Annotated in this window: 15 protein-coding genes and 1 pseudogene; 11 read left to right on the top strand and 5 right to left on the bottom strand. The window is 62.2% G+C overall.

The annotated features are described in order from the left end of the window. The 4 genes and pseudogenes from QN219_RS24520 to QN219_RS24535 all read right to left on the bottom strand — a co-directional run. A pseudogene (locus QN219_RS24520) lies at positions 1–229 on the bottom strand (ABC transporter permease); the annotation flags it as partial. 29 nt (positions 230–258) lie between these two features. Next, complete coding sequence (locus QN219_RS24525) at positions 259–1,263, bottom strand: ABC transporter permease (RefSeq protein ID WP_284002678.1); 1,005 nt, start codon at positions 1,261–1,263, stop codon at positions 259–261. 1 nt (position 1,264) lies between these two features. After that, entirely contained in the window at positions 1,265–2,758 is a 1,494-nt protein-coding gene (locus QN219_RS24530) for a sugar ABC transporter ATP-binding protein (RefSeq protein ID WP_284002679.1), read from the bottom strand. 174 nt (positions 2,759–2,932) lie between these two features. Beyond that, positions 2,933–3,916 (bottom strand): ABC transporter substrate-binding protein, encoded by a 984-nt coding sequence (locus tag QN219_RS24535; protein WP_269286128.1) that lies wholly within the window; start codon positions 3,914–3,916, stop codon positions 2,933–2,935. A gap of 160 nt (positions 3,917–4,076) precedes the next feature. Between QN219_RS24535 and QN219_RS24540 the strand changes: the two genes are divergently transcribed. The 3 genes from QN219_RS24540 to QN219_RS24550 all read left to right on the top strand — a co-directional run bounded on the left by QN219_RS24540 (position 4,077) and on the right by QN219_RS24550 (position 6,146). Continuing rightward, the gene (locus QN219_RS24540) at positions 4,077–5,177 is read left to right on the top strand and encodes a LacI family DNA-binding transcriptional regulator (protein WP_284002680.1); all 1,101 of its coding nucleotides are present in this window, start codon (positions 4,077–4,079) and stop codon (positions 5,175–5,177) included. Next, positions 5,177–5,446 (top strand): DUF5132 domain-containing protein, encoded by a 270-nt coding sequence (locus tag QN219_RS24545; protein ID WP_284002681.1) that lies wholly within the window; start codon positions 5,177–5,179, stop codon positions 5,444–5,446. Before QN219_RS24540 ends, QN219_RS24545 begins: the two co-directional genes overlap by 1 nt. Before the next feature lie 367 nt (positions 5,447–5,813). After that, positions 5,814–6,146: an HAD family hydrolase gene (locus QN219_RS24550; protein WP_284002682.1), complete on the top strand. Its 333-nt coding sequence runs from the start codon at positions 5,814–5,816 to the stop codon at positions 6,144–6,146. Here QN219_RS24550 and QN219_RS24555 read toward each other — a convergent pair. After that, positions 6,115–7,419, bottom strand: a complete 1,305-nt coding sequence (locus QN219_RS24555; protein ID WP_284002683.1) for a DUF445 domain-containing protein — start codon at positions 7,417–7,419, stop codon at positions 6,115–6,117. The two genes, QN219_RS24550 and QN219_RS24555, sit on opposite strands and share 32 nt — an antisense overlap. Positions 7,420–8,150: 731 nt before the next feature. On the opposite strand from QN219_RS24555, the gene QN219_RS24560 reads away from it, so the two are divergent. The 8 genes from QN219_RS24560 to QN219_RS24595 all read left to right on the top strand — a co-directional run bounded on the left by QN219_RS24560 (position 8,151) and on the right by QN219_RS24595 (position 15,745). Further along, positions 8,151–8,297 (top strand): hypothetical protein, encoded by a 147-nt coding sequence (locus tag QN219_RS24560; RefSeq protein ID WP_284002684.1) that lies wholly within the window; start codon positions 8,151–8,153, stop codon positions 8,295–8,297. Positions 8,298–8,535: 238 nt separating this feature from the next. After that, positions 8,536–9,036: an NADH-quinone oxidoreductase subunit J gene (locus QN219_RS24565; protein WP_284002685.1), complete on the top strand. Its 501-nt coding sequence runs from the start codon at positions 8,536–8,538 to the stop codon at positions 9,034–9,036. After that, positions 9,036–9,338: an NADH-quinone oxidoreductase subunit NuoK gene (gene nuoK, locus QN219_RS24570; RefSeq protein ID WP_173512065.1), complete on the top strand. Its 303-nt coding sequence runs from the start codon at positions 9,036–9,038 to the stop codon at positions 9,336–9,338. Before QN219_RS24565 ends, nuoK begins: the two co-directional genes overlap by 1 nt. A gap of 4 nt (positions 9,339–9,342) precedes the next feature. Then, on the top strand, positions 9,343–10,806 hold the full coding sequence (locus tag QN219_RS24575; protein WP_284002686.1) for a monovalent cation/H+ antiporter subunit D family protein: 1,464 nt from the start codon (positions 9,343–9,345) through the stop codon (positions 10,804–10,806). After that, on the top strand, positions 10,803–11,057 hold the full coding sequence (locus tag QN219_RS24580; protein ID WP_284002687.1) for a hypothetical protein: 255 nt from the start codon (positions 10,803–10,805) through the stop codon (positions 11,055–11,057). The genes QN219_RS24575 and QN219_RS24580 overlap by 4 nt, the downstream gene beginning before the upstream one ends. Continuing rightward, positions 11,050–12,825: a Na(+)/H(+) antiporter subunit D gene (locus tag QN219_RS24585; protein ID WP_284002688.1), complete on the top strand. Its 1,776-nt coding sequence runs from the start codon at positions 11,050–11,052 to the stop codon at positions 12,823–12,825. Before QN219_RS24580 ends, QN219_RS24585 begins: the two co-directional genes overlap by 8 nt. A gap of 8 nt (positions 12,826–12,833) precedes the next feature. Next, the gene (locus QN219_RS24590; RefSeq protein WP_284002689.1) at positions 12,834–14,309 is read left to right on the top strand and encodes an NADH-quinone oxidoreductase subunit M; all 1,476 of its coding nucleotides are present in this window, start codon (positions 12,834–12,836) and stop codon (positions 14,307–14,309) included. Next, positions 14,306–15,745: an NADH-quinone oxidoreductase subunit N gene (locus QN219_RS24595; RefSeq protein ID WP_284002691.1), complete on the top strand. Its 1,440-nt coding sequence runs from the start codon at positions 14,306–14,308 to the stop codon at positions 15,743–15,745. The genes QN219_RS24590 and QN219_RS24595 overlap by 4 nt, the downstream gene beginning before the upstream one ends. The last annotated feature ends 66 nt before the right edge of the window (positions 15,746–15,811 follow it).

Below are 15,811 nucleotides of genomic sequence, written 5' to 3' on the forward strand. Positions count from 1 at the left end.
CGCCGACGGAGAGATCGATGCCGCCGGTCATGATGACGAAGGCCATGCCGAGCGCGATCAGGGCAAACATCGAATTGTAACGCAGGAAGCTCAATATGTTGTACTGAGACAGGAAGTTGTCGTAGCGCAGCGCTCCGAACAGGATCAGGCCGAACAGCGCCAGGATCACGCCTAGACGCGCCATGTCGCCGGAGGATCTGGGCGCTAGAGCCTTGAGGAATGCGTCCATCGACATTTCTCCTTCACGACCTACCTCGTTCATGACTTGCCGGCGCGCTGCTGGATAAACACCGCGAGCACGATCAGGGCCGCTTTGACGATCAGCGCGGCGGCGTCCGGCACGCCGTTGGCAAGCAGGGTGTAGCGCACCAGCTGGATCACCAGGGCACCGACCACCGTTCCGATGACATTCGCTCGGCCGCCGGTGAGCAGCGTGCCGCCGACGGCGACCGCGGCGATCGCGTCGAGTTCCATGCCGAGGCCGACGAGGTTCGCGTCACTCGCGGAATTGCGTGCGACGACGATCAGCCCGGCCACCCCGGCAAGCGCGCCACTGATCATGTAGACGATGAGCTTGACGCGCGGGACGGGCATGCCGGTCAGCCGGGCTGCCTTCTCATTGCCGCCGACCGCGATGATCTGCCGCCCGAAAACCGTATAGCGGATCGCGGCCCAGGCGATCGCTGCGATCACCGCCATCAGGATCACCTGCGCAGGAATGCCGGCGACGCGTCCCATTGCGATGAACTGGAAGCCTTCGTTCCTGAAAACCTGCAGGTTGCCGTTGGTCATCACCTGGGCGATGCCGCGGCCGGCGATAAAGAGCACGAGGGTCGCGATGATCGGCTGGATTGCGAAACGGGTTACCAGGAAACCATTGAAGAGACCAAGCAGGCCGGTGACGACGACCGGCAGAACGAGCGCGAGTGCGACCGCGACCGGCATGTTCGATATCGGAAAGAGCGTTCCCATGAAAATCATCGGCGCGAGCGCGCCGGCGATCGCCATCAGGGAGCCGACGGAGAGGTCGATGCCGCCGGTGGCGATCACCAGGGTCATGCCGGTGGCGACGATGACGATGGTGGCGACCTGGGTGAGATTGACGTTGAGCGTCTGCAGCGACAGGAAGTTCGGAGTGAAGACGACGTTGAAAAGGATCAGCGCCAGGAAGGCGGCGAATGTGCCGTAACGTCCGGCGAGTGTGTAGAAACGTTTGCCGGAGGGAACTGCGTCTGCGGCAGCCTGTGTCTCGATCGTCGTCATGCTATTCCACCTGGTGCGCCATGGCGGCAAAGAGCGCCGCCTCGCTTAGGTCCTTGCGCGGCAGTACGGCGACCGACGTCCCGTCGCTGAGAACGGTGACCTGGTCGGCCGCGGCCAGCAGTTCCTCGAGTTCGGAGGAAATCATCAGTACGCCGAGGCCTTCGTCAGCGAGCCGGCGCAAGAGGCGGAGGATTTCCGATTTCGCGCCGATGTCGATGCCGCGGGTCGGTTCGTCGACGATCAGCAGCTTCGGGTCGGTGCAGAGCCATCGGCCAAGCAGGACCTTCTGCTGGTTGCCTCCAGAGAGTTCCTTGATTGGCTGGTCCGGCGAGGCGCACTTGATCCCGAGCGCGGTAATGTAGCGTTCGACGATTTCATCCTGGCGCGCACGATCAATGATGCCGGCGCGGCTCAGCTTCGGCAAAAGCGCGAGCGTCATGTTTTCGCGGATGCTCATGTCAGGGATGATGCCGTCGACCTTCCGATCCTCGGCGACGAGGCCGATGCCGTCGGCGATGGCGTCCGCAGGCTGGCGATAGGAGCGCGTTTGGCCGTTGTACCGGATTTCGCCGCGTTCCAGGCGGTCGGCGCCGAAGATCAGATTGGCGGTTTCGGTGCGGCCGGAGCCGAGCAGGCCGGCAAGTCCGGAGATCTCGCCTTCGCGGACCGAAAGACTGACGTCCCGGACACGGACGCCGGATCCTGCATTCTGCACCGACAGCCGCACCGGCCTCCGCGTGCCCTCGTCGGCGTCCTTGGCGATCGCTTCGAAGGCTGCAAGTTCCTTTCCCAGCATGTGCCGCACCAGTGCCAGCTTGGGCATGTCCGCCATCGCGCTGGTGGCCACGGTCTTGCCGTCACGCATGATCGCGACCCGGTCGCAAATCCGGTAGAGCTCGTCGAGGCGATGGCCGATGAAGATGACCGAGACGCCGTCCCGTTTCAGCGTTCGGATCGTGTCAAAAAGAATGGCCACTTCCCGTTCATCGAGAGACGAGGTCGGCTCGTCCATGATGACCAGCCGCGCCCTTTGCGTCACGGCGCGCGCGATCGCCACCATTTGCCGGGTGGCAGCGCTGAAGCGAGCGACGGGTGCGTCGACATCGATCTCCAGATTGAAGTTCCGCAACACCGCAGCGGCACCCTCGCGCATCGCGCAGCGATCGATCAAGCCGAAGCGCCGCGGCTCGCGCGACAGATAGATATTCTCTGCAACGGATCGCTGCGGGGCGAGATTGATCTCCTGGTAAATCGTCGCGATGCCCCGGGCCTGGCTTTCCGCTGGCATGGAGAAGGCGACCTCCTCTCCGGCAAAGACGATCGTCCCCTCGTCGCGCCGGTAAGCGCCGGTGAGAATCTTGATCAGTGTCGACTTGCCTGCGCCGTTCTGCCCGACAAGCGCCATCACCTCGGCTTCGCCCACGTCAAGAGAGGCCGAGCGAAGCGCGGGAATGCCGTTGAACGACTTGGAAATGCCCTGCATGGACAGAAGCATAAGTCCCTCCGGATGCCGATCTGTCTTCTGCCGCGGACCGCCGATAATTGAGCCTGGGCATCGCTGATTGTACCACGCCTAGAGCGCCGCGCGTCTGAATTGGTGGGCAAAGATCGCTGCAGCAGCTCGCCACCGGCCGGAGCGGCATTGTTGCTCCGGCCTGGAAGGCGGATGTCAGTAAGCGTTGGCGAGTTCGGCAGCCGCGTTTGACGAGTCGTAGAACTTGTCCTCGTTTATGACCCAGGGATCGATCTTCTCACCCTTGGCATAGCGCAGCATCGTCTCGAAGGCCTTGGGCCCGAAGCGCGGATTGCATTCGACGACCGCAGCGATCTTCCCATCGATTACGGCCTGAACCGCTTCCTTGCCGCCGTCGATCGACAAGACCAGCACGTCCTTGCCCGGGACTTTGCCCGCCGCTTCGATTGCCGCAATCGCACCTATCGCCATTTCGTCGTTGTGCGCATAGACGATGTCGGCATCCGGATGTGCCTGCAGCAGGGCTTCGGCGACCTGCCTACCCTTGTCGCGTGCGAAATCGCCCGTCTGCGAGGCAACGATCTCGAAGCCGCCCGCCGCCTTGATCGCTTCGTCGAAACCTTTCTTGCGATCATTGGCGGGCGACGAGCCGGTCGTGCCTTCAAGCTCGATGATCTTCGACTTGCCGTTGGCATTCTTGACCAGCCACTCGGCAACGCGCTTCCCTTCCTCGATGAAATCCGAGCCGATGAAGGTGACGTAATCCTCACCGGCCTTGGCAAGCGACGGGTCGACGCTGCGGTCGAGCAAGATGACGGGGATGCCAGCCTTCTTGGCGGCCATGACGGCCGGGATCAACGGCTTTTCTTCGCGCGGCGCCAGGAAGATCAGGTCGACGCCCTGAGCGATCATCGAGTTGACGTCGGCCACCTGCTTGGCGGCGGATCCAGCGGCATCGGTGTAGACGAGCTGATGGCCGAGCTTCTCAGCCTCCGCTTTCATGCTGTTGGTCTGGGCGATGCGCCAGGGATTGTTGGACTCCGTTTGCGCGAAGCCGACCTTGTAGGTTTCCTTCTGTGCGAGTTTGGGCAGCTCAGCGAAGGCAACCGTGCCGGCGACGGCGATTGCGCCGGCCGCCGTGGCGGCAAGCATGAAGGCGCGACGTGAGATCCTGTTCATCGTGTTCTCTCCTCCCGGTTTGCCGGTACTCCTCTACCGGATGCGAGCACTTTGTGCTTCACATGGGCAAACCTTGCGCTAATAATATTAGCAGTCAAGGCTAAAGTTATTAGCACTTGCAAAAATCAATGCGGCGCTGCAGCGCCGACAGGGGGCCGAAATGGCGAAAGGCAACGGACGCAACGCGTCGCCGAAAGAAACGAGCGGCGGCCGGCCGACGATGACGGACGTAGCGCGCATCGCCGGCGTGTCGCAATCGAGCGTATCCCTCGTGCTCAACGAAATGTCTGGTGCCCGCATCTCGGCAGAAACGAGGACCCGTGTGCGCGAAGCCGCGCAGAAGATCGGCTACCGGCTGCCGAACACACGTCAGGACCTCGCCCGGGCACCGGCGATCGAGAAGGACACGATCGCCTTCATCGTCGACGAGATATCGACCAGCCCGCATCCAGTCGTCAGCCTCGACGGAATTCGCGACTACGCCTTCGAGCAGGGACTGCTCGTCTCCGCCCATGCGACCCGCTCCAATCCCGATCTTGAAAGCGCGGTGCTGCGCGCCATCTTGCGCGATCCGGCAATCGCCGGGGTCATCTACGCGACCATCTTCACCCGCCGGGTGAGCGTCCCGCGCGAGCTGGCGGATATCCCGACGGTGCTGTTGAATTGTTATGCCGAGCCGCGCCAGCATATGGCGATCGTGCCGGGAGAGGTCGCCGGCGGCTTCGCCGCAACCGCGCATCTGACCTCCCTCGGTCACCGACGCATCGGCTTTATCAACGGCGAGCCGTGGATGGACGCGGCGATCGACAGGCTCAAAGGCTACAAGCAGGCGCTCGCCACCGCCGACATCGCCTTCGATGAGACATTGGTGCGCGACGGCGACTGGCTGCCATTGCGCGGCTACGAGGCAGGCCTCGACCTGCTTGCGATGGACAATCCGCCAACCGCGATCTTCTGCGGCAACGACCTGATGGCAATCGGGGTGCTTGAAGCAGCCTCGGAGCGCGGGCTGCGCGTGCCGGAGGACCTGTCGGTGATGGGCTATGACGATCAGGAACTCGCGCGCTACACCCATCCGCCGCTTTCGACACTGGTGCTGCCGAACTACGAAATGGGCCAGAAGGCGGCTGAAATCCTGATCGACATGGCGATCCACGGTAAGAGGCCGCGCCCGATGACGATCAAGGTCGACGGGCCGTTGGTCCAGCGGGGAACGACCGCGACGATCTCCGGCGTGGCTTCGCTGCGTCGGTCACGATGATGGCCGTCGGCGGCCGTTCCTCAATTGCGAGGGAGGAGCGAAAACCTGCATCCTCCATTCGGTTCCCATCGCAAGGCCGATCATCAAGGCCGGGCCTTGTCGCCTACGATCAAGGACGCATAGCTGCGGCGGAACTGGGCGAGGGCTATGAGGATCTCGTGGCTGACGCGCGCGCGGAGATGGCAGCTGGTCCAATGGGGCGCGTGAGCCCGCTGATACGGGCACTCGCCGTCAGGCGTCGAAAGCCTCATCGTAGCGGCGTGAAATAGGAAAAAACAGATTGTACATCACCGCCGGCAGGAAGCGGCTGGGGGGGGGATGGTCGTATGCCACAATCAGAGGCCAATGGTGCTTGCATGCACGGAGAGTCTGTTCCGGGCAAGGAGGACACCTCGCCCGGGCGTCACCGATCATCAGCGGAGGCCCGAAGGTCAACAGAACTGCCGGTTACGGACCTGACATGGGTTGGTCTTGTCGGCTTGGCTGATCCAGTCCGTCCGGGTGTGGACGCCCTGATGGCGACGCTTCATCAGGCCGGGCTCCAGACGATCATTCTTACGGGCGGCGGCCCCCGAAAAGGTCGGCGTCAATGGTGCGGACAATATCGAAATCAACGACGCCGAGGAACTCGATAGTATGACGGCACAGGAGTTGACCGCCACCTTGCGCCGGGTGCACGCGTTCTCCCGCGTCTGTCTCGCGCAGAAACTCAAGGTCATTCGTGCCTTGCAGCAATCAGCGGCTACGGTGGCGATGATCGGCGACGGCATCAACGACAGTCCGGCCTCGCGCGCTGCCGATGTCGGGATTGCCATAGGTCTTGGCGGGTTCTCGGCGGCGCGCGAGACTGCCGACATCTTTCTGGCTACGGATGATCTTGGCGGGGTTGACTACAGTGAGCGCTGGCGCTTTTCCGCGCGGGCATCCCCGCCTACCGTCAACCGATCAACTGCGAGCCGAGGAAGATGAGGCAGCCAGCCAGGGCGCCCACGATCGTACCGTTCATGCGGATGTATTGGAGATCGCTTCCGACGACGAGTTCCAGGCGCTCGACGAGCGTTGGGCTGTCCCAGCTTCTGACCACTTCCGCTACAAATGCACCGATCTCGTGACGCCAAGAAACCAAATAGACGGCAAGTTCCTCCAGAAATTCATCGATGTGTCTCGACATCGCATTGTCGTTCGCAAGGGTCCTGCCGATGAGCATGCAGATTTTCTCAACGGCTGCGCGCGCTTTTGAGTTTGGCTGCGACAGATCCTCAAGCGTCACCCGTGAGGTCTCGCGCCACACCGCCGCGACCCATGCCTTAACATCCGGGTGATCGAGGATACGATTCTTGGAAGCGTTGATTTGCTTGCGCTGCTCCGAGGAGTTGAGGAGCTCATCGATCAACCCGGCGAGTGCTTGGCGAAATTTCAGCCGGATCTCGCTCTCCGGCTCCCGCAAATCGTTGAGGAGATCGGCACAACCGGTGATGATCGCGTCGGCAATTTTTCGGTTTATGGTCCGCGGTATCCACCAGCGACTGCGTTGTTGAACGAGGGAATAGATCTGGTCGCGGTTCTCTTCCAACCATCGGGCGGCAACACCAAGGGTGCGCTCGAACAGGACATCCGCCTCGCCGCTTTCGGTAATCATGTGAATCGCGCGTCCTATCACCGGCGCGATGTCGGCTTGCCGAATCTGCTTGCCCAGGGTCCGGCGGACGAACTCGCGCAGATCGTGGCTGTCCAATGAGCGAACGAGATATGGCATTGCGGCGACGACAGCATTGGCGATGACCGGTGCAGTCGCCGGGGCCGAGAGCCAGGTCGCAAAACGCTGCGCCGCGTGAGCGTTGCGCAACTTCTTTATCAGCACCTCCTGAGTAAAGAAGTGTCGTTCGATGAAACGGCCCAGGGTCTGTCCGATGCGCTCCTTGCTCTTAGGCACAATAGCCGTGTGCGGAATGGGGAGGCCTAGCGGGTGCCGAAAGAGCGCGGTCACTGCGAACCAGTCGGCAAGACCGCCGACGATTCCGGCCTCGCTCGTCGCGCGCAGAAGTCCGATCGAGAAGCCGGGAGCGGCGATGAAGTGTGTTCCAATGAAGACGACGCCCATGCCGATGAGAAGGGATGTCGCCAGGGCGCGATTGCGTTTCAGCCGACGTCGCAGGGCATCTTCGGCACGGAGCGGCGGAATAGTGCCGGGAGAGGAGGATGGGGTTAGGGTGTCAAGTGATCGAATACGATCCGGGGCCATGGCTCAACCTCTTTTTGCATCGACGCGTCTTTTGGGTCGTCGCGGGAAAAATCTTTCAACGCTCGACAACCGCCCAATCAACAAGCATGGCAAGAGCTGCTCTGATGCAAGTTGTTCGGGTGGGCGCTGCCGCCCGGCCAAGCGTGAGTATCCGACGATACTCCGATCCGTCCGTGTTGGTTACCGTCCAGCGCCGCGCGTCCTTTCAGACGCGCAAAGGTCGCTGTAGCACATTGAATTTCTGCATGTTTTATCCCTTAAATCGGCTCCGATTTGAGGAAACATACATTAGGGGAGATGGACGACATGCTGCCGCTCGCCTTTCTCGAACATCAGTCGCCCGGACGCGTCCGCCTGAAGGTTCCTTCAAAGCGCGGCGATCCGTTATTCTTCCAGGACGTTGCCCGGGATCTCGCCGGAAACGGGATTGTCGGCAACCTGCGGACCAATCCCCCCGGCAGCATATCATTTGGCCTCCGGCGATATCGACGCGCTCAGCGCCGATGTCGCCGCGCGCCGCATCTTCGAACTCCGTAGGACACGGTCCCGCACGGTCAGTGCTCGCTCCCTCGAACAAGTGGTGAAGCACGGCGGCGATGTCGGTGTTCTTGGGGGTATCGGCGTGGGGCTCGACGGGCTCGCCCTTCTGCAGGCGGTGCGAGGCAAGGCGTTCGGACCGCCAGCGAATTCTCTGGCACGCTTACGCCGCTCATCGACTCCTGCGGAGCCCCATGCTGGCTTCGACTCTGGCCGGGATCGGTGTCCTGCAACTCCTGAGGGGACGCGTTCTTGGATCCGCCTCGGCATTTGTATTCTATGCGTTGGTGATCCAGTATCTGGCCAATGCGGCCGACACCGACCGCCCACGCTCCAACTGATACTGTTCGAGTCGATCAGGCATGACAGGCGAGTTCGGCGCGCTTCATGCCTGATCGTCGCCGAGGAACGCAGCGACGCCGCGGCAACGTCGTTGTCGCTGATCAGGCAGACCGTCGACACCACCGATGAATAATCTTGTGGAACCTCCGATACTAGGGCACAATTTGTGGGTGCGGCGCTATCCAAGATCCGGCCGTCTCGCGCCGGGCGACAGTTCGCGTCGGAGGGTCGGCGTCGATGGACCAGGGGTTCTTTCTTCTGTTCGCTGCGGTGTCCGTGATCACGGCCCTGACTGTGGTTCTCGCGCGCAATCCGGTCCACAGCGCGCTGGCACTGATGGCCTGTTTCCTGCAGATCTCGGCGCTCTTCGTCCTGCTTGGGGCGCCGTTGCTCGCCGTCATCCAGATCTTCGTCTATGTCGGCGCGATCATGGTCCTGTTCCTGTTTGTGATCATGATGATCGACGTGCGCGAAGCGGTGCTGCAGAGGTTTTTGCCGGGCCGAAACCTGCCAGCTCTGGTGCTGCTCGTCCTGCTCGGCATCGAGATGCTCGTGCTGGTGCTCTGGAGCGACCGCTTTTCGGCGACAGAGCCCGCCGCCGCACGCGGCGGCGATCAGATCAGAGCGCTCAGCACGACACTCTTCGCCGACTATCTCCTGCCGTTTGAAGTCGCCTCCGTCATCCTCCTGGCGGCGCTAGTTGGCGCCATCATGCTGGCACGGAAGGAGTCGGGGTGATGGTTCCACTGTGGTGGTATGTTTTGCTCGGAGTGGTCCTTTTCGTGATCGGAGCGGCGGGCGTGCTGGTCAGGCGTAATATCCTGATCGTGCTGATGTCGCTGGAGCTGCTGCTCAACTCGGTCAACATCAATTTCATCGCTTTCGGGCGCTACTACGCCGATTTTCGCGGGCAGATATTTGCGATCTTCGTCATCGCAACCACTGCAGCGGAGGTTGCCGTCGCCCTCGGCATCCTGGTCGCCCTCGTGAGGAACAAATCCACCCTCAAGGTCGACGACGTGACCGTGATGAAAGGATAGCGGCTTGGACCCGGTGATATCAATCCGGCCGCTGGCTGCCGTCACCGTCGCAGGTCTGGCGGCCCTTGCAGTTCTCCTTTTGAACAAGCGCGAGAAACTCCGGGATCTGGTCTCGCCACTGGCCGCGATCGTCATGTTCGCAATTGTCGCCTCGATGGCGCCGACGGTGCTCGCAGGCGGAACGGTCGAATTGCGCCTGTTCGAGTTTCTGCCGGGGATCGACTTCGCCTTCCGGGTCGATGCTCTCGGCATGGTGTTTGCCACCGTCTCGTCGCTGCTGTGGATCGTGGCAGCGATCTATTCGATCGGTTACATGCGGCACCTGAACGAGCACGCGCAGACCCGATTCTTCGCCTGTTTCGCCACAAGCCTCGCGGCGGCCGTCGGCGGCGCTTTCTCCGCCAATCTGTTCACGCTGGTCATCTTCTACGAGGTCTTGAGCCTCGTGACCTACCCGCTCGTCTACCATCACGAGGACGAGGAGGGATGGGCCGGCAGCCGCAAATACCTCGTCTACCTGATGGGCGCATCGAAAAGCGTGCTACTTGCCGCGCTGGCGCTGACCTACCATATCGCGGGTTCGCTCGACTTCGTGGCGGGGGGGCTGCTGGGAAAGGCCGATGCGTCGGCGCCGCTGCTGACGGTCGTCTATTTCTGCTATCTCTTCGGTTTCGCCAAGGCCGCGGTGATGCCGATGCACGCCTGGCTGCCTGCCGCGATGGTGGCGCCGACACCGGTCAGCGCGCTCCTGCATGCGGTCGCCGTGGTCAAGATGGGCGTGTTCTGCGTGCTGCGGGTGGTGTTCCATGTCTTCGGCGTGGGGCTTGTGGGCGGGTTGGGACTGGGCATCGCGACGGCCTATCTCGTCTCGTTCACCATCCTGATGGCGTCTGTCTACGCGCTGACGCGCGACGACCTGAAGGCGCGGCTCGCCTATTCGACGGTGAGCCAGCTTTCATACGTGGTGCTGGGCGCGGTGCTCCTTTCGCCGGTCGCGATGGTCGGCGGAATCATCCACATCGCGGCGCATGCCTTTTCCAAGATCACTCTCTTTTTTTGCGCCGGGTCGATCTATTGCGCGTCCGGCAAGCGAAACATCAGCGACATGGCCGGTATCGGCCGGAGGCTCCCGTGGACCATGGGGGCGTTCTTCGTCGCCTCGCTCAGCATGATAGGGGTGCCGCCGACCGCAGGCTTCGTCAGTAAGTGGTATCTGACACTCGGCTCGGTTCAGGCGGGGGAGATCGCGTTCCTGATCGTGCTGCTGGCGAGTTCGGTCCTGAACGCCGCCTACTTCCTGCCGGTCAGCTACGTCGCCTTTTTCGGGGCGGAGGCGCCGGAGAGTCCGCCGACTATCCGCGAAATTCCGCTGGTGACGGTCCCTCTGGTCGCGACCGCCGTTCTGTCGGTCTTGATGGGCGTCTTCCCCGGCTATTTCCTCGCTTTGGCGGAAGGAGTGGTCAGATGATCGAGCGCATCGTCGGTTTCTTTGGCGACGAGACCCATGCGACACGGCGGCGTCGGTTGTTCTATCTGGTGCTCGTCCTGATCGTCGTCGCCGACTTTCTCGTCTCCCGCGAACATGCCGAATACCTGTGGGAGCGCCTGCCTGGCTGGTCGGCCGTCTACGGCTTCGGCTCCTGCGTGCTGCTGATTTTCGTTTCCAAGTTCCTCGGCCATCAGGGCGGACTCATGCGGCGCGAGGACTATTATGACTGACTTTGTCCATCCCGCCTTGCTGTTCATTCTTGGCGCCGTGCCGATCCCCTTCCTGAAAGGGACGATCCGCAAGGCCTATCTGGTGCTGATCCCGGTGCTGGCGATCCTTGCTGTGCTCACCGTGCAACCAGGCAGCTACGGAGCGGCGCGGTTTATCGGGCAGGAAATCCTCGTTGCGAAGATCGACAGGCTGACGATCATCTTTGCCACCGTTTTCACCATCATGGCCCTGATCGGCATGGTCTATGCGCTGCACCTGACGCGCCCCGGCCAGCATGTGGCGGCATTCGTCTATGTCGGCAGTGCGCTCGGCGTGGTGTTTGCCGGCGACTACCTGACCCTTTACCTGTTCTGGGAGGGCATGGCGTTTGCCTCTGCCTATCTGGTTTTCGCCCAGGGAGGCGAGCGCGCGACCCGCGCTGCGTTCCGCTACCTCATGGTCCATATCACCGGCGGCGTCGCCCTGTTGGGCGGCATCGTTCTCCACGGGCTCGCCACGGGCTCGCTACTCTTCGGTCCGATAGAAGGAGGCCCAATCGGGGGAGGAATGGGCGCCGGCGCCTATCTGATTCTCGCCGGGTTCCTGCTCAATGCAGCCGTGCCGCCGCTCAACGCCTGGCTCACCGACGCCTATCCGGAGGCGACCGTCACCGGGGCGGTGTTCATGAGCGCCTTCACCACCAAGACCGCCGTCTATGTGCTGGCGCGAGCGTTTCCCGGCACCGAACTGCTGGTCTGGCTCGGCACCGCGATGGCGCTATACGGCGTCGTCTACGCGGTGCTCGAGAACGATAGCCGGCGGCTTCTCGCCTATCACATTGTCAGCCAGGTGGGCTACATGGTGGCCGGCGTCGGCATTGGTACCGAAATGGCGGTGAACGGAGCCACCAGTCATGCTTTCGCGCATATCCTCTACAAGGGGCTCCTGTTCATGGGGGCCGGCGCGGTGATCCACGTCACCGGGCGGCGTAAGCTCACCGAGCTCGGTGGGCTCTACAGAAAGATGCCGCTGACGGTGGCGCTCTACATGGTCGGCGCCTTTGCGATCTCGGCATTTCCGTTCTTCTCGGGCTTCGTCACCAAGTCGATGGTGGTTGCCGCTGCGGGGCAGGATCACCGCGCGCTGGTGTTGCTAGCGCTTACGATGGCGTCGTCCGGGACGTTCCTGCACACGGGGCTCAAGCTCCCGTACTATATGTTCTTCGGCACGGACCGGAAGCTGGAGGCGCGGGAGCCGCCCGGCAACATGCTGGTTGCAATGGGCATGGCGGCGGCGCTCTGTATCGCTATCGGGGTTTTCCCTCAGCCACTTTACGCGCTTCTTCCCTATCCGGTCGACTTCGAACCCTATACCGGCGTTCATGTCACCGAGAGCCTCGGCGTGCTGATGTTCACCGCACTGGGATTCGTGCTGTTCCTCAGGGCGCTTGATCCGGAGAACACGATCAGCATCGACACCGACTGGTTCTACCGCAAGGGCGCGCGAACCTTTATGTGGCTCGCCGAAAAACCGCTTGCACGCTACGAGAAGGCGGTCAGCAACGTATCCGAGACCGCGGCGCTGCCCTTCCTGCACGGGACCGCGCGGACAGGACTGCGGGTCGATCTCAACGCAGTGGATGCCGTCGTGAATGGCGTCGCCCGCGCGATCCTCAATGGCGGCGGGACGTTGCGGCGCCTCCAGACCGGCGTCGTGACCCATTACGCGCTGGCGATGATCGCCGGTGTGATCGCGGCTACGGCCATTTTCGCCGTTGCGTGGCAATAGGGGGTGCGATGACGGTCCCACTGCTCAGCCTCATCGTCTTCGTGCCGGTCGCCGGGGCGGCGCTGCTGATGTTTCTGCGCAACGACGATGCGGTCCGGTGGACGGCGCTTGGTTTCACCGTTCTCGATTTCGCTCTCTCGATCGCGATGCTGGCCGGCTTCGACACCACGACCCATGAGATGCAGTTCACCGAGAGGCGCCCGTGGGTGCCCGCGCTCGGCATCACCTATGCGCTCGGCGTCGACGGGATCAGCGCGCTCTTCGTGTTCCTGACCGCGCTGTTGGGCTGGATTTGCGTGCTTGCCTCATGGGTCGCTATCGACCGCAAGGTGAAGGAGTTCATGATCAGTCTGCTCGCCATGCAGGCGCTGATGCTGGGGGTATTCTGCGCGCTCGACCTTTTCCTGTTCTACGTCTTCTGGGAGGCGATGCTGATCCCGATGTACCTGATCATCGGTGTCTGGGGCGGCGACGGTCGGGTCTATGCGGCGTTCAAATTCTTTCTTTACACGCTGGCGGGCAGCCTCCTGTTCCTGGTCGGCGTCATCGTGCTCTATTTCCAGGGCGGCGAAACCTTCGATATTCTTGCCCTGACAGCGAAGGATTTGCCGTTCCAGGTACAGTCTTGGCTGTTCTTCGCCTTCCTGATCGCTTTTGCGGTCAAGGTGCCGATGGTTCCGGTCCATACCTGGCTGCCGGACGCCCATGTGCAGGCGCCGACGGCGGGCAGCATCATTCTTGCCGGCGTGCTCCTGAAGATGGGCGCCTACGGGTTCCTGCGGTTCTCGCTGCCGATGCTGCCGGAGGCGTCGGTGTATTATTCTACGCTGATGCTGGCGCTTTCGGCGCTCGCGATCGTCTATGGCGGGTTTCTCGCGCTGGCGCAGGACGACCTGAAGAAACTGGTGGCCTATTCCAGCATCAGCCACATGGGCTTCGTCACCATGGGAATTTTCGCGCTGAACCTCCGCGGGCTCGAAGGCGGCATTCTGCAGATGTTCAATCACGGCGTCACGACCGGTGCTCTGTTCCTGTTCGTCGGCCTGATCTACGAACGGACCCATACCCGCAGCATTGCCGACTATGGCGGGCTGATGAAGGTGGCGCCAGTCTATACCGCGTTCCTTGCGCTGTTCACGCTGTCGTCGATGGCGCTACCGGGAACGAATTCGTTCGTGGGCGAGTTGCTCGTGCTGTCGGGCGGGTTTGCGGCAAACCTCGCCGTCGGCACTGCCGCCGTGCTCGGTGCATTGCTGGGCGCGGCCTACCTGCTCGGCATGTACAGGAAGGTCGCGCTTGGTCCGGTCAGCGTCCGCGCCCAATTCAAGATACGCGACGTGAACGGTCGCGAGATCACGGCGATCCTGCCGCTCGCCGTCTTCGTGCTTTGGGTCGGGCTCTATCCAAAACCCTTTCTCGACGTCATGGACGCCTCGGTGAAACACCTGCTGACGCAGGTGCATGACAGGGAGAGCGGCCAATGACCGCCACCGAGCTTTTCCAGTCGGTTCTGGCAAGCCTGCCCGAGATCGTCGTGGTCACCGGGGCCTGCGTTCTGCTGATCGTGGGACAGCTTGTGCCGAAGGGGCGGGAACATTTCCTTGTCTGGGCTTCCGTCGCGGTGGTGCTGATTGCCGCCTTGCTCACACTCATGCTGGCGGGCGAAGTGCGGCCGGCCTACACCGGCATGTTCATCGCCGACCGCTTCGCGGTATTCTTCAAGTTCGTGTTCTACCTGGCGACCGTCCTCACATTCCTGCTTTCGCGAAAATATGCCGACATAGAAGGGATCGGGAGCAGCGAATACTATGTCCTGCTGCTCTTCGCACTTTCGGGCATGATGATCCTGGCCTCGGCGACCGATCTCCTGTCGATCTATGTGGGCCTCGAACTGATGGTGCTCTGCACCTATGTGCTGACCGGCTTCCTGCGGGGAGAACGGCGTTCCAATGAAGCGGCGCTGAAATACGTCATCCTTGGCGCAGCCTCGACCGGGATCTTTCTTTACGGCGTTTCGCTGGTCTATGGCCTTACCGGCACCACACAACTGGACGCGATGGCCGCGGCGGTGAGCGGCGATCCGCTCGATCCGGGATTGTTGCTGGCGGTGGTCTTCATCGTTGCCGGGCTGGTCTTCAAGGTCGGCGCGGTGCCGTTTCATATGTGGGTGCCGGACGTCTATGAAGGCGCGCCGACGACGATCACCGCCTTCATGTCGGTCGGCCCCAAGGCGGCGGGCTTTGCGGTGATCCTGCGCGTGTTCCTCAACCCTCTGGTCGCAGCCTCGGACGTTTGGGTCATCGTCGCTGTGATTGCGGTGGTGACCATGGCGCTCGGCAGTTTCGTGGCGCTGGTGCAGGATAATTTCAAGCGCGTCCTCGCCTATTCGAGCATCGCCCATGCCGGCTTCGCCATCCTCGGCGTGGTGGCCGGCGGTCAGGACGGCATCGCCAGCGTGATGTTCTATCTGCTGATCTACGCTTTCATGAATCTCGGCATCTTCGGCACCGTCATCATGATGCGGAACGGCGATTTCTCGGGCGAGGTCATCGAAGACTACGCGGGTTTCGCCAAGTCGTATCCCGGCCTGGCATTTCTGATGCTGCTCTTTCTGTTCTCGCTGGCCGGCATTCCGCCGACGGCGGGGTTCTTCGCCAAGTTCTACGTGCTGGTAGCACTTGTCGAGCAAGGTTTTGTCATGCTGGCGGTGATTGCCGTGCTGCTGAGTGCCGTCGCCGCCTACTTTTACATCCGCATTGTCATGGTGATCTACATGCGCGAGCCGGAGAGAACGTTCGAGCCGGCGTTGACGCCCCTGGTCCGCGCCACGCTCGCCTTCACCGCCGCCGGCACCATCGGCATCGGCCTGTTTCCGGCGTGGTTTCTGGGGCTTGCTCAACGTTCGGTTTTCGGCGGCTAATCGATTGGATTTGCAATGATCCGCCCGGCGGAATAGACTGAGTGGTCAAGAAAGGATTGCCCAAGT

It is taken from the genome of Sinorhizobium sp. 8-89 (genome assembly GCF_030124325.1).
GTDB lineage: Bacteria > Pseudomonadota > Alphaproteobacteria > Rhizobiales > Rhizobiaceae > Sinorhizobium.

What these genes read in the sequence shown, in the direction of transcription:
- QN219_RS24595 (WP_284002691.1), top strand. Translation starts at nt 14,306, where the DNA reads ATGACCGCCACCGAGCTTTTCCAGTCGGTTCTGGCAAGCCTGCCCGAG.
- QN219_RS24555 (WP_284002683.1), bottom strand. Translation starts at nt 7,419, where the DNA reads ATGGCCCCGGATCGTATTCGATCACTTGACACCCTAACCCCATCCTCC.
- QN219_RS24535 (WP_269286128.1), bottom strand. Translation starts at nt 3,916, where the DNA reads ATGAACAGGATCTCACGTCGCGCCTTCATGCTTGCCGCCACGGCGGCC.
- QN219_RS24545 (WP_284002681.1), top strand. Translation starts at nt 5,177, where the DNA reads ATGGCCGTCGGCGGCCGTTCCTCAATTGCGAGGGAGGAGCGAAAACCT.
- QN219_RS24550 (WP_284002682.1), top strand. Translation starts at nt 5,814, where the DNA reads ATGACGGCACAGGAGTTGACCGCCACCTTGCGCCGGGTGCACGCGTTC.
- QN219_RS24525 (WP_284002678.1), bottom strand. Translation starts at nt 1,263, where the DNA reads ATGACGACGATCGAGACACAGGCTGCCGCAGACGCAGTTCCCTCCGGC.
- QN219_RS24565 (WP_284002685.1), top strand. Translation starts at nt 8,536, where the DNA reads ATGGACCAGGGGTTCTTTCTTCTGTTCGCTGCGGTGTCCGTGATCACG.
- QN219_RS24585 (WP_284002688.1), top strand. Translation starts at nt 11,050, where the DNA reads ATGACTGACTTTGTCCATCCCGCCTTGCTGTTCATTCTTGGCGCCGTG.
- nuoK (WP_173512065.1), top strand. Translation starts at nt 9,036, where the DNA reads ATGGTTCCACTGTGGTGGTATGTTTTGCTCGGAGTGGTCCTTTTCGTG.
- QN219_RS24580 (WP_284002687.1), top strand. Translation starts at nt 10,803, where the DNA reads ATGATCGAGCGCATCGTCGGTTTCTTTGGCGACGAGACCCATGCGACA.
- QN219_RS24590 (WP_284002689.1), top strand. Translation starts at nt 12,834, where the DNA reads ATGACGGTCCCACTGCTCAGCCTCATCGTCTTCGTGCCGGTCGCCGGG.
- QN219_RS24560 (WP_284002684.1), top strand. Translation starts at nt 8,151, where the DNA reads ATGCTGGCTTCGACTCTGGCCGGGATCGGTGTCCTGCAACTCCTGAGG.
- QN219_RS24540 (WP_284002680.1), top strand. Translation starts at nt 4,077, where the DNA reads ATGGCGAAAGGCAACGGACGCAACGCGTCGCCGAAAGAAACGAGCGGC.
- QN219_RS24530 (WP_284002679.1), bottom strand. Translation starts at nt 2,758, where the DNA reads ATGCTTCTGTCCATGCAGGGCATTTCCAAGTCGTTCAACGGCATTCCC.